Here is an 11,855-nt window from a genome sequence, read left to right as displayed (position 1 = left end):
ATCCGATGTCTAATTACAGGGGTGTAAGTCGATTTTCGTCAAGCGGCGGCCGGAATCTTATAGAGTCGGAGCCGGAGAATCACGGGCGCCACGCCGGGTCGACTACCTGTCTTCATGGGCGAGTCGCAAGTAGTCCCAGTACCGATCACGGAGCGAAAGAGGCCTCATCATGCCATACAGACCTGCGGGAATCCTGGCCCGGATGAGGTCGATCGATCCCTCCTCGCCGCGGCTCGTGTGGCACGGCCGGGAGGGCCGGATCGAACTGTCGGGCCGCGTCTTCGACAACTGGGTGGCCAAGAGCTCCAATCTCCTCGTGGACGAACTCGATGCGACCGACGCGACCGTCGTCGCGCTGGACCTGCCGGTCCACTGGAAATCCCTCGCCCTGGCCTTCGCGTGCTGGCAGGTGGGCTCCGTCGTCGCCCTGCAGGACTCCGGCGACGACGGCTCCTCCCCTCGCGCGGCGCAGTCGACCGCGGACGCCGACATCATCCTCACCTCGCGCGCCGTCGAGGAGGTCGAGCCGCCCCGCTTCCTCGTGTGCGTGGCCCTGGGGTCGCTCGCGCTTCGCTGGGAAGGCCCCCTGCCACGCGGCGCCGTGGACTTCGCGGCGGAGGTCCGCTCCCACGGTGACGTCTACCTGGGCCAGGACGGCGACGACGCCGCTGCGCAGCTCATGCGGGCCGACGGGCGGACGTGGACCGCGGCGGACCTGGCGGACGGCGTGACCCTCCCCGCCGATCCGGGGGCCGCCGGGCAGGAGGCCGGACGCGCCCGCACCGTGCTGCTCGAACCGGGCTCGGACCTGCGCCGCGCGCTCGCCGCCGCACTCGCGGTGTGGCAGGAGGACGGTGCCCTGGTCCTCGTCGAGGACGGCGTGCCCGTGACCGAGCGGATGCTGGCCGGAGAGCGGATCACGGCGCGGCTGGGGACTTCCTGACCGGCTCGCCCTCGGGTGCCTGCGCCGTTCCGCCGGCCGTGCCCGCCTGCGTGGCGTGCGGGTGGATCAGCTCCTGGTCGTGGCTGAATTCGGGCTCGTCGTCGAGCTCGGCGTTGAACACCCAGAAGCGGTAGGCGACGAAGCGCACGAGGGTGGCGAGCGCCGTGCCGAAGATCCCCACGAGGAACAGGGGGCTCGGCTCCACGATGTCGAAGACGTACTTGGCGACCCACACGCAGCCCGCCGCGATGCCCATCCCGATGACGTTGATGAAGACGAACATGACGAGCTCGCGCGCCGCGTTGGGCTGTCGCCGGTGCCGGAACGTCCAGTAGCGGTTCGCGACCCAGGCGAAGACGGTCGCGACGCCGGCCGAGACGAAGCGCGCCTTGACCTCGCTGCCACTCATGGGACCGTGGATCAGGTACCAGTACAGGCCGTTGTCTATGACGAACGCCACTCCGCCGACGGCCCCGAACTTCGCGACCTCGCGCCAAAAGAGGGATGCGAGGCCCCTGATCCGATCCATGAGTCCTGCCACTGCGTACCTCCGCGGTCTGGGTCCGAACGCCACGCGCCGCGGGCGTCAACCCGGGCGGCTGCAGGACGAACCGCGACGGGGGCCGGCCGAGCAAGCCACCCAGGCCGACCTTTGCATGGCGTGTTTTCCTTCATTTTACGGGCTCGGCGCCGCCACCGGTTCGGGAAACAGCTGGTGGCAGCCTGTCAGCTTCCCGGTAGCCCGGCGCGGGCAACCGCCCTTCCGGAGGTAAGGGCGGGCCCGTCGGTGCGGCCGATGGGGGGCCCGGCCCCTGCCGTGGGTACCCTGTGATGGTGACTTTTCCCGTGATAGGCGTGGTCGGCGGCGGCCAGCTCGCCCGCATGATGGCCGGGCCCGCCGTCGAACTCGGCCTCGAACTCCACGTCCTCGCTGAAGGACCCGATGTCTCCGCGGTGGCGGCAGTCGCCCACGCTCAGGTCGGCGACTACCGTGACCGGGAGACGCTGCGGGCCTTCGCGGCGGGCGTCGACGTCGTGACGTTCGACCACGAGCACGTGCCGGGTGAGCTCCTCGAGGAGCTGGTCCGCGACGGCGTCGCCGTCCACCCCGCGCCGTCCGCCCTGCGCCATGCGCAGGACAAGCTGGTGATGCGTCGCGCGGTCGAGGACCTGGGCCTGCCCAATCCCGCCTGGGCCGCGGTGTCCACCACGGACGACGTCGCGGCCTTCGCGGCCCGCACGGGCTGGCCGGTGGTCCTCAAGACGCCCCGCGGCGGGTACGACGGCAAGGGTGTGCTCGTGCTGCGCGACGCCGCCGGGCTCGCGGACGCCGAGGGCTGGTTCACCGGCGGCGACCTCCTCGTCGAGCAGTTCGTGCCCTTCAGCCGGGAACTCTCCGTGCTGGTGGCACGGCGCCCGTCCGGCGACGCCGTGGCCTGGCCGGTGGTCGAATCGATCCAGGTGGACAGCGTCTGCGACGAGGTGCTCGCACCGGCGCCGGACCTGCCGCCGGAGGTCGCCGATGCCGTCACCGCGGCGGCGCTGCGGCTCGCCGAGCAGCTCGGCGTCACGGGCGTCATGGCGGTCGAGCTGTTCGAGACGCCCGGCTCCGGCGCGGGCTATCTCGTCAACGAACTGGCCATGCGACCGCACAACTCCGGGCACTGGACCATGGACGGTGCCGTCACGGGCCAGTTCGAGCAGCACCTCCGCGCGGTCCTGGACCTTCCGCTCGGGGCGACGGCGGCGGTAGCACCGCACGCGGTCATGAAGAATGTCCTCGGCGGCGCGAACACCGACCTCTACGGGGCCTACCGATCAGCCCTGTCCTCAGGACCGTCCGCTAAAGTGCACGTCTACGGCAAGGACGTGCGTCCCGGCCGCAAGATCGGCCACGTGAACGCGCTGGCCGCCCAGGACGAACCGCTCGCCGCCGTCCGCGCGCGGGCCACGAGGGTCGCCGCGATCCTCCGCGACGGCGCCGAACCGCCCTCCTCAGACCAGGATTGACCGAAGGGAACGCAGTGACGAACGCCCAGGTAGGCCTTGTGATGGGCTCCGACTCGGACTGGCCCGTCATGGAAGCCGCAGCCGCGGCCCTGGCGGAGTTCTCCATCCCCTACGAGGCCGACGTCGTGTCCGCCCACCGCATGCCGGCCGCCATGATCGAGTACGGGCGGACCGCCCACGAGCGTGGCCTGCGCGTCATCATCGCCGGGGCCGGCGGCGCCGCGCACCTGCCGGGCATGCTCGCTTCCGTGACGCCGCTGCCCGTGATCGGCGTGCCGGTCCCCCTGCGCTACCTCGACGGGATGGACTCGCTGCTGTCGATCGTCCAGATGCCCGCAGGCGTCCCCGTGGCGACGGTGTCCATCGGCGGTGCCCGCAACGCCGGGCTCCTCGCCGTCCGGATGCTCGCCACGGGCACCGACGACCAGGCCCGGACGCTGCGCCGGCAGCTCGTCGAATTCGCCGACGCCCTCCGCGAGACCGCGGAGGCCAAGGGTGCCGCGCTGCGGTCCCGGATCGCGGAGTCCACGGCGGACGGCGCATGATGACCGGTACCCGCGTCCGGCCGACCGACGGCGGAGTGCTCGGCGGGAGCGATCCCGTCCGGCACCCGCAGACGGCTCCCCCGGCGGTCCGCACCAAGCGTGCCTTCGTCCTGCTGGCCCTGACGCTCGTGCTGCCCGGTTCCGCGCAGGTCGTCGCGGGCGACCGGCGGCTCGGGCGCAGGGCGCTGAGGACCACGTTCACCTGCTGGGCGCTGATCCTCCTCGGACTGGTCCTCGCGCTGACCGACCGCACCGCCGTCGTCGGCATCGTGACGCACCGCTGGTGGTCCCTCCTGCTGATCGCGGCGCTGCTGGGGATCGCCCTGGCCTGGGCGATGCTCTTCCTCAACACCCTGCGCCTGATCAGGATGCCCCTGCTCGACCGCGGCGCGCGCCCGCTCGTGGCCGGCACGCTGGCGCTGCTCATGGTGCTCACCAGCGGGTCCCTCGCGTACGGCGCGTACGTGCTCAACGTCGGCCGCTCCACGGTCGGCTCCATCTTCCAGTCCGGTCCGGCCTTCGATCCCGTGGACGGCCGCTACAACTTCCTGCTCATGGGAGGTGACGCCGGAGAGGACCGCACCGGCCGCCGGCCCGACAGCATCTCGGTCATCAGCGTCGATGCCAAGACCGGCGCGACCGTGACCTTCAGCATCCCGCGCAACTTCCAGAACGCGCAGTTCTCCGAGGACTCCCCGCTCTGGGAGGTCTACCCCGAGGGGTACAACTGCGGAGACCCCTGCATCATCAACAGCCTGTACACCGACGTCGTCCAGAACTACCCCGATCTCTACCCCGAGACCACCGACCCCGGCGCCGAGGCCATGATGGATGCCGCGAGCGGTGTCCTCGGGATCGAGGTGCAGGCCTACCTGCTCGTCGACATGGGCGGCTTCGAGCAGCTCGTGGACGCCATGGGCGGCATCAGGATCGACGCGGGCGGCTGGGTACCCATCACCGCCGCCGAGATCCCGGGCAGCGATCCGATCCGCCACTATCCGCCGGACGGCTGGATCAAGCCCGGCGTGCAGACCCTGAACGGGTACCAGGCGCTCTGGTACGCGAGGTCACGCGAGTTCGTCACGGACTACGACCGCATCGCGCGCCAGCAGTGCGTCCAGCAGGCGATGATCGCGCAGCTCGATCCCGCCACCGTCCTGACCCGCTTCCAGTCCATCGCGGCAGCGGGCACGCAGATCGTCGAGACGGACATCCCGCAGGACCAGCTGGCGAGTTTCGTCGACCTCGGGCTGAAGGCGCAGGGCCAGGAGACCCGCCGGCTGACCATCGGCCCACCCGACTTCGGCACGCCCGCCGAGAACTTCGTGACCTACCCCGACTTCGACATCATCCACAGCCGCGTGCAGGACATGTTCGCCCAGGGTGCTGCCGATTCCTCGGCCACGGGGACACTGCAGCTCGAACGCGCGGGCGTGGTCTCGGGCGTGCCGGCACAGACCACCGACGACGGCATCACCGAGGAGTACCTGCAGGAGCTCGCCATCATCGGCGACGACGCCACGCTGGGCGACCTGCTGGCGAACAACGGCCAGTGCTCCCCCGCCTGACTCCCCCCGCCACGAGCCGAAGGATCCGACGATGTACCTGCTCGACAATCCGCTCCGCCCCTACGCCTGGGGATCGGAGCACGCCATCGCGGACCTCCTCGGCCGAACGCCGTCCGGCGGTCCCGAAGCCGAACTGTGGGTCGGCGCGCACCCCGACTCCCCGTCGCAGGTGGTGCATCCGGACGGCAGCCGGCACAGCCTGCACGAGCTGATCGGCCGGGATCCCGAGGGTCTCCTCGGGGAGCCGGTGGCCGGGCGCTTCGAGAACCGGCTCCCCTTCCTCCTCAAGGTGCTCGCCGCCGGGTCCGCCCTGTCCCTCCAGGTGCACCCGAGCCTCGAGCAGGCGGCCGCGGGATACGACGCCGAAGAGGCCGACGGCGTGCCGCAGGACGCGCCGCACCGCAACTACCGGGACCGGAACCACAAGCCCGAGATGATCTACGCCCTCACGGCGTTCGAGGCGCTGTGCGGCTTCCGGCCGCTGCCCGAGGCGCTGCGCATCTTCGCGGTCCTCGCCTCCGCCGTCGAGCCCGGCTCGGGGGCCCGCGAACTCCTCGACTCCGTCGCCGCCCAGCTCACCTCCGGCGCGGACGAGGCGCTGCGCTCGGCCTTCACCCTGCTGCTCGAAGCGTCGCCGGAGGCCGTGGACGCCGTCGTGTCCGCGGCCGCCGGTACGGAGGCGACGGGGCCGGCACGCGCCGCCCGCGCCGAGGATGCTGACGCCGTGGCCGCCGATCTCGCGACCATCTCCGAGCTGTCCGGGCAGTACCCGGGTGATCCCGGCGTCCTCGTCGCACTGTTGCTGAACCGCGTATCGCTCCGGCCCGGGGAGGCCCTCTACCTGCCGGCGGGGAACATCCACGCCTACCTGCAGGGCCTCGGGATCGAGGTCATGGCGTCCTCGGACAACGTCCTGCGCGGAGGCCTCACGCCCAAGCACGTCGATACCGCAGAGCTGCTCTCCACCGTGGTCTTCGAACCCCTCGCACCGCCCGCGCTCGCGCCGCAGTACACGCTCCTCGACCAGGAGCTGTACCGCCCGCCGTTCGAGGAGTTCCAGCTCCAGCGCATCGTACTCGGAGACCCCGCCGCGGGCCCTGGCGGGGAACCGGCGGACGGAGCCGACGACGGTCGCGGGGACAGCGCGCTGCCGGCCGGCGAGAGCCTCACCCCGGCGCATGTGCCCGTGCTGCAGAACGGGCCCGTGGTGGTCCTGGCCGTGAGCGGTCCGATCCTGCTGGACACGCCGAACTCCACCATCATCGTCCCGCGTGGCGGCAGCGCCTTCGTGCCGGCGTCCGAGGCACCCCTCGTAGCCCGACCGGCGGCGGACGGGCACGGGGCGACGGACGGTCCGGTGCTGGCGTTCGCCGTCACCGTGGGCGGCGATGCACCCTCGCTCTAGGAGCGGCTGCCGCGTACCGTCCGCAGGGCGCCGACAGCGCGTGCTGCCTGCGTGCGCGCCACCCGCATGCCGCGCTTGGCAAGCGGCAGCGCGCGGCTGAACACGGGGTAGAACGGCGAGAGCGGCAGGTCCCAGGTGCCGGCCAGCTGGTCCTCGTGCTGGGCCCAGCCCATCTTGAAGCGGGAGACGCCGTCGTTGAGGAGCCCGTTGAAGTCGTAGCGGGCCACGCCGCGGGCCTTCATCTCGGAGATCGCGAACCACTTCAGCGCATAGTTGGCCCGCAGTCGCTCGCCCTCGTCCGTCATGCCCCCGTACAGCTCGAAGGCCGTGGACTCGGTCGCCGAGAGCCAGAGGAACGCGACGACGTCCTCGCCCTGGAAGGCCGCGTACACGGGCGAGGCGTCGCCGAGGTTGTCGAAGATGTCGAGGTAGTACGCGTCCTCGTGGATGCCGAACCCGGCGCGCTCGGCCGTCAGCCGGTACACCGCCAGGCAGGCGGCGAGTTCGCTGCGGACCACGCGGCGGATCTCCAGGCCCTCCCGGCCCGACTTGCGGATGTACTGGCGGTGCTTCTTCGTCATGTCCGCGAGCAGCTCGTCCTCCGAGCGGCGCAGGTCCAGGATGAGCGTCCGCCCGATGAGGATGGTGTTCGCACTCGCCGTCCAGCCTGCCCCGGGCAGCGCCTGGACGACGTCGCTTGCGGCATCCCAGTCGGGTTCGATGGAGAGCGCCACCGAGCGGTGGGCTGCACGCACGTACCCGGCGAGGGCCTCGAGGACCTCGACCCCGCGCCCTTCCGCCGTCTGCGGACCGCGGGGGATGTAGGCCAGGTTCCGCAGCGGCAGCGGGAGCGCCTTCAGCACGAGCTGGGCCGCGCCGACGACCACGCCGTCCTCGGTCACGAGCACCCGGTCCGCGGTCCAGCCGTGCGCCGCCTTCGTCTCGCCCCATCCCCACAGCTGCTGGGGATGGCCTCCCAGCTGGTTGACGGTGGTGTCCCACAGGGCGCGGTCGAAGCAGGGCGAAACGGAAAGGCTCATCCGACCAGCCTATAGGGGTACGCCGCCCGCCCGTTCCCCGGGCGGCGCGCCGCACTCCCCTGCCCCGCGCTAGTCCTTGATACGCGCGTAGGTCTCCCACTTGTGGGCCTGGTGCTCGCCGTCGACGACCCGGATGGTCCCGGACTTGGAGCGCATGACGATCGACTGGGTGAGGACCTTGTCCTTGCTGTACCGGACCCCGCGCAGCAGGTCGCCGTCGGTGATGCCGGTGGCCGCGAAGTAGCAGTTGTCGCTCGTGACGAGGTCGTTGGTGGAGAGCACACGGTCCAGGTCGTGGCCGGCGTCGAGGGCCTTCTGCTTCTCCTCGTCGCTCGTGGGCCAGAGCCTGCCCTGGATCACACCGCCCAGGGACTTGATCGCACACGCCGCCACGATGCCCTCCGGGGTGCCGCCGATCCCCATCAGCGCGTCGACGTCGGTGCCCTCGCGGGCCGCGGCGATGGCCCCGGCGACGTCGCCGTCCATGATGAACTTCGTCCGCGCTCCGGCCGCCCGGATCTCCTCCACCAGGGGTTTGTGCCGGTCGCGGTCCAGGATCATGACGTTGAGCTGGCTGACCTTCTTGTTGTTCGCCTTCGCGATGAGGTGCAGGTTCTGCTTCACCGGCAGGCGCAGGTCCACCATGTCGGCGGCCTCGGGGCCGGTGACGAGCTTCTCCATGTAGAAGACGGCCGAGGGGTCGAACATGGAGCCGCGCTCGGCGACCGCGAGCACCGCGAGGGCGTTGTTGATGCCCAGGGCGGTCAGGCGTGTCCCGTCGATCGGGTCGACGGCGACGTCACACTCGGGTCCGCTGCCATCGCCGACGCGTTCTCCGTTGAACAGCATGGGCGCCTCGTCCTTCTCGCCCTCGCCGATGACGACGATCCCGTTGAAGTGCACGGTCTGCAGGAGCGAGCGCATGGCATCCACTGCGGCGCCGTCGGCCAGGTTCTTGTCGCCGAAGCCGACCCAGTGGCCGCCCGCGATGGCGGCGGCCTCCGTGACGCGGACGAGTTCCAGGGCGAGGTTCCGGTCCGGTTCGTCGTCCCCGACGGCCAGGGCCGGTGACAGTGTCGAGTACTGGGCATTGGTGGCGTTCTGGGACACGTCTATCCTCATCGTCGAAGGTGTGCGGCAGTACGCGGGCGTACCTGTTCCGTGCTGACATCATAGGCGGGCCGGGCGGGGCCGCACCCTGTGACGCTGCATACGTCGGTGCCCGCGCAGTCCCTCCCGGTTAGGTCGCGCGGCCTGCATCAGCGAAAATGGAGGGGTGAGCGATTCAGGCGATGAGCGGGCGACCCCAGGAACCGGTGAGGGCCGGGAGGCGGCTGCACGTCCGGTGCACCAGGTCGGTGACGCACGGCTCGAGGCGGAACTGAACGACGACGCGCCGCCCATCACGCTCACGCCGAACCAGGCCAAGCGTGCCAGCTCCACGGCGCGGGGCATGCTGATCGCCACGGGCGCGACCATCGCCGTCGTGCTTCCCGTCTATTTCCTGAACCCCACCTACACGGCCGAGACGTACCGGCGCGACATCGATGTGGAGACCGTCGCGCGCCAGGCCGCGGGCGACGCCGGCTACCTCCCGGCGGCTCCTGCCCTGCCGGACGACTGGACCTCGAACTACGCCCGCTGGGTGAGCGGCCGCAGCGACGGCGTCGATTTCTGGGAGGTCGGGTTCCTGACGGCGGACACCGGCTTCATCCAGCTGACCCAGACCGACGACGCCAATCCGACGTGGACCGCGCAGCGGGTCGGCGACGCGCAGCTCTCCGGCACGCGCACCATCGGCGGGCTCGAGTGGGACCTGCTCGACGCGCCCGACGGCGACACGGTGCTGACGTCGGAGGTCGACGGCGCGACGGTCATCCTGAACGGCGAGGCAGCCCTGACGGAGTTCGACACCCTGGGTGCGGCCGTGATCGACGAGGTCCGCCGGAACGCGGTCGAGGAGGCCGAGCGCCTGTCATCTTCCGACACGGACGGCTCGTGACGGCCGGGAACAGTACAGTGGGCGGCGTGACTCAGCAACTGACCCCCGCCGCGGCATGGCTCCGCCTGCAGGAGGGCAACGCCCGGTTCGTCGCCTCGGACGTCTCGCACCCGAACCAGGACGCGTCCCGCCGCACCGCCCTCGTGAACAACCAGAACCCGTTCGCCGTGATCTTCGGCTGCTCGGATTCGCGCCTGGCCGCCGAGATCATCTTCGACCTCGGCCTCGGTGACGTCTTCGTGGTGCGCACGGCGGGGCAGGTGATCGACGACGCCGTGCTCGGCTCCCTCGAGTACAGCGTCAGCGTCCTCGGCGTGCCGCTGATCGTGATCCTCGGACACGACAGCTGCGGCGCGGTCACGGCGACCATGAACGCCGTGGAGACCGGGGACATGCCCGTCGGGTTCATCCGGGATCTCGTGGAGCGCATCACGCCGTCGGTCCTGACCGCACGCAGGCAGGGCATCACCGACATCAACACGACCGTCATCGAGCACACGAAGCAGACCTCCGGGCGGCTCGTCGACAGTTCGCGGGTGATCGCTGAGGCCGTGGAGAACGGTTCCGTCGCCGTCATCGGAGTCTCCTACCGCCTGGACGAGGGCAAGGCCGTCCTCGTATCAGGATTTGGCGCACTGTAGCGCCGAAGGCGAGAATTGCGGCATGACTCCAACGCCTGCAGCCAGCCCTGAATCCAGCTCCACGACCGGCGCCGCGCCCGGTACGGAGGGTGCGGAGTACCGCATCGAGCACGACACGATGGGCGAGGTGCGCGTCCCGGTCAACGCCCTGTACCGCGCACAGACGCAGCGTGCCGTCGAGAACTTCCCCATCTCCGGCACAACCCTCGAGCGTGCGCACATCGAGGCGCTCGCCCGGATCAAGAAGGCCGCGGCGACGGCCAACGCCGAACTCGGCGTCCTCGACGAGGAGCGTGCGCGGGCCATCGAGGCGGCCGCCGAGGACGTGGCCGCGGGCAGGTACGACGGCGACTTCCCGGTCGACATCTACCAGACCGGCTCCGGCACGTCGTCGAACATGAACGCCAACGAGGTCATCGCGACGCTCGCCAGCCGCGCGCTCGAGGCCTCCGGCAGCAGCACGCAGGTCCACCCGAACGACCACGTCAACGCCTCGCAGTCCTCCAACGACGTCTTCCCGACCTCCGTCCACGTCGCCGCGACGTCCGCCCTCGTCAAGGACCTCATCCCGGCCCTGGCGCACCTCGCCGAAGCGCTGGAGCGCAAGGCGGCCGAGTTCAGCACCGTCGTGAAGTCCGGCCGGACGCACCTCATGGATGCGACGCCGGTCACGCTGGGCCAGGAGTTCGGCGGCTACGCGGCGCAGGTCCGCTACGGGATCGAGCGCATCGAGGCGTCACTGCCCCGCGTCGCCGAGGTGCCGCTGGGCGGCACCGCCGTGGGCACCGGCATCAACACCCCGGCAGGCTTCTCGGCACGCGTCATCGAACTCCTCGCCGAGGACACCGGCCTCCCCCTGACGGAAGCGCGCGACCACTTCGAGGCCCAGGCCAACCGCGATTCCCTCGTCGAGGTCTCGGGCATGCTGCGCACGATCGCCGTCTCGCTGACGAAGATCCACAACGACCTGCGCTGGCTCGGCTCGGGTCCGAACACGGGCCTCGGCGAGATCGCGCTCCCCGACCTGCAGCCCGGCTCGTCCATCATGCCCGGCAAGGTGAACCCCGTGATCGCCGAAGCCGTGATCATGGTGTGTGCGCAGGTGGTGGGCAATGACGCCACCGTCGCGTGGTCCGGTACCAACGGTGCGTTCGAGCTGAATGTCGGCATCCCCGTGATTGCCCGCAATGTCCTGGAGTCCATCCGCCTCCTGAGCAATTCGACTCGGGTCTCGGCCGACCGCATGATCGACGGCATCACGGCGAACGTCGAGCGCGCACGCTTCCTGGCCGAGGCTTCGCCCTCCATCGTGACGCCGCTGAACAAGTACATCGGCTACGAGAACGCGGCGAAGATCGCCAAGAAGGCCGTGGCCGAGGGCCTCACCGTGCGCGAGGCGGTCCTCGCCCTCGGCTTCGTGGAGCGCGGAGAACTCACCGAGGAGCAGCTCGACTCGGCCCTCGACGTGCTCTCGATGACGCGGCCTCCCCAGGCCTAGCAGGCCGGAGACATCATCGCTCGAAAGGGGCGCACCGTCTGAACTGCTCCCCGGAAGTTGGACTGGCTAAGTAAGTAGGTTAAGCCGCGAGGGTCTGAGCACGGTATTGCACCGGGCTCAGGCCCTTGAGCTTTGTGGAGATCCGCTCGGTGTTGTACCAGCGGATGTACTCGTGTAGGGCTTCAGTGAAGGCGTCGGTGCTG

General features: G+C 70.4%; 12 protein-coding genes. 8 read left to right on the top strand and 4 right to left on the bottom strand.

All coding sequences use genetic code 11. The features are described from left to right. The first annotated feature begins 169 nt into the window (after window positions 1-169). Window positions 170-943 (top strand): TIGR03089 family protein, encoded by a 774-nt coding sequence (locus tag ACIQCY_RS14930; RefSeq protein ID WP_400484686.1) that lies wholly within the window; start codon window positions 170-172, stop codon window positions 941-943. Here ACIQCY_RS14930 and ACIQCY_RS14925 read toward each other — a convergent pair. Continuing rightward, complete coding sequence (locus tag ACIQCY_RS14925) at window positions 918-1,472, bottom strand: GtrA family protein (protein ID WP_400484685.1); 555 nt, start codon at window positions 1,470-1,472, stop codon at window positions 918-920. The two genes, ACIQCY_RS14930 and ACIQCY_RS14925, sit on opposite strands and share 26 nt — an antisense overlap. 302 nt (window positions 1,473-1,774) lie before the next feature. Here ACIQCY_RS14925 and ACIQCY_RS14920 point away from each other — a divergent pair, with 302 nt between their 5' ends. From ACIQCY_RS14920 to manA, 4 genes are read left to right on the top strand one after another with little or no spacing between them, the layout of a single operon-like run. Beyond that, the gene (locus ACIQCY_RS14920) at window positions 1,775-2,953 is read left to right on the top strand and encodes a 5-(carboxyamino)imidazole ribonucleotide synthase (RefSeq protein WP_400484684.1); all 1,179 of its coding nucleotides are present in this window, start codon (window positions 1,775-1,777) and stop codon (window positions 2,951-2,953) included. A gap of 41 nt (window positions 2,954-2,994) precedes the next feature. Further along, window positions 2,995-3,498, top strand: a complete 504-nt coding sequence (gene purE, locus ACIQCY_RS14915; RefSeq protein WP_400484730.1) for a 5-(carboxyamino)imidazole ribonucleotide mutase — start codon at window positions 2,995-2,997, stop codon at window positions 3,496-3,498. Continuing rightward, window positions 3,498-5,066: an LCP family protein gene (locus tag ACIQCY_RS14910; RefSeq protein WP_400484729.1), complete on the top strand. Its 1,569-nt coding sequence runs from the start codon at window positions 3,498-3,500 to the stop codon at window positions 5,064-5,066. Before purE ends, ACIQCY_RS14910 begins: the two co-directional genes overlap by 1 nt. A 31-nt stretch (window positions 5,067-5,097) precedes the next feature. After that, a complete protein-coding gene (gene manA / locus ACIQCY_RS14905) occupies window positions 5,098-6,471 on the top strand; it encodes a mannose-6-phosphate isomerase, class I (protein WP_400484683.1) in 1,374 nt (457 codons plus the stop codon). Here manA and ACIQCY_RS14900 read toward each other — a convergent pair. Beyond that, complete coding sequence (locus ACIQCY_RS14900; RefSeq protein ID WP_400484682.1) at window positions 6,468-7,511, bottom strand: lipid II:glycine glycyltransferase FemX; 1,044 nt, start codon at window positions 7,509-7,511, stop codon at window positions 6,468-6,470. The two genes, manA and ACIQCY_RS14900, sit on opposite strands and share 4 nt — an antisense overlap. A 69-nt stretch (window positions 7,512-7,580) precedes the next feature. After that, window positions 7,581-8,633 (bottom strand): class II fructose-bisphosphatase, encoded by a 1,053-nt coding sequence (glpX, locus tag ACIQCY_RS14895; RefSeq protein ID WP_400484681.1) that lies wholly within the window; start codon window positions 8,631-8,633, stop codon window positions 7,581-7,583. Between the two features lie 154 nt (window positions 8,634-8,787). Between glpX and ACIQCY_RS14890 the strand changes: the two genes are divergently transcribed. The 3 genes from ACIQCY_RS14890 to ACIQCY_RS14880 are packed head-to-tail and all read left to right on the top strand — an operon-like array spanning window position 8,788 to window position 11,652. Next, on the top strand, window positions 8,788-9,513 hold the full coding sequence (locus ACIQCY_RS14890; protein WP_400484680.1) for a DUF4245 domain-containing protein: 726 nt from the start codon (window positions 8,788-8,790) through the stop codon (window positions 9,511-9,513). 26 nt (window positions 9,514-9,539) lie between these two features. Next, entirely contained in the window at window positions 9,540-10,154 is a 615-nt protein-coding gene (locus tag ACIQCY_RS14885; protein ID WP_400484679.1) for a carbonic anhydrase, read from the top strand. 22 nt (window positions 10,155-10,176) lie between these two features. Beyond that, window positions 10,177-11,652, top strand: coding sequence for a class II fumarate hydratase (locus tag ACIQCY_RS14880; protein WP_400484678.1), 1,476 nt, complete (start codon window positions 10,177-10,179; stop codon window positions 11,650-11,652). A gap of 79 nt (window positions 11,653-11,731) precedes the next feature. On the opposite strand, the gene ACIQCY_RS14875 is transcribed toward ACIQCY_RS14880, so the two are convergent. Beyond that, on the bottom strand, window positions 11,732-11,855 hold a 124-nt coding region (locus ACIQCY_RS14875), incomplete at its 5' end, for an IS3 family transposase (protein ID WP_400484728.1).

It is taken from the genome of Arthrobacter sp. NPDC092385, from assembly GCF_044755105.1.
Classification (GTDB): Bacteria; Actinomycetota; Actinomycetes; order Actinomycetales; family Micrococcaceae; genus Arthrobacter_D.
Note: the sequence above shows the minus strand (reverse complement) of the source record. Positions and strands in the feature narration are given on the sequence as shown.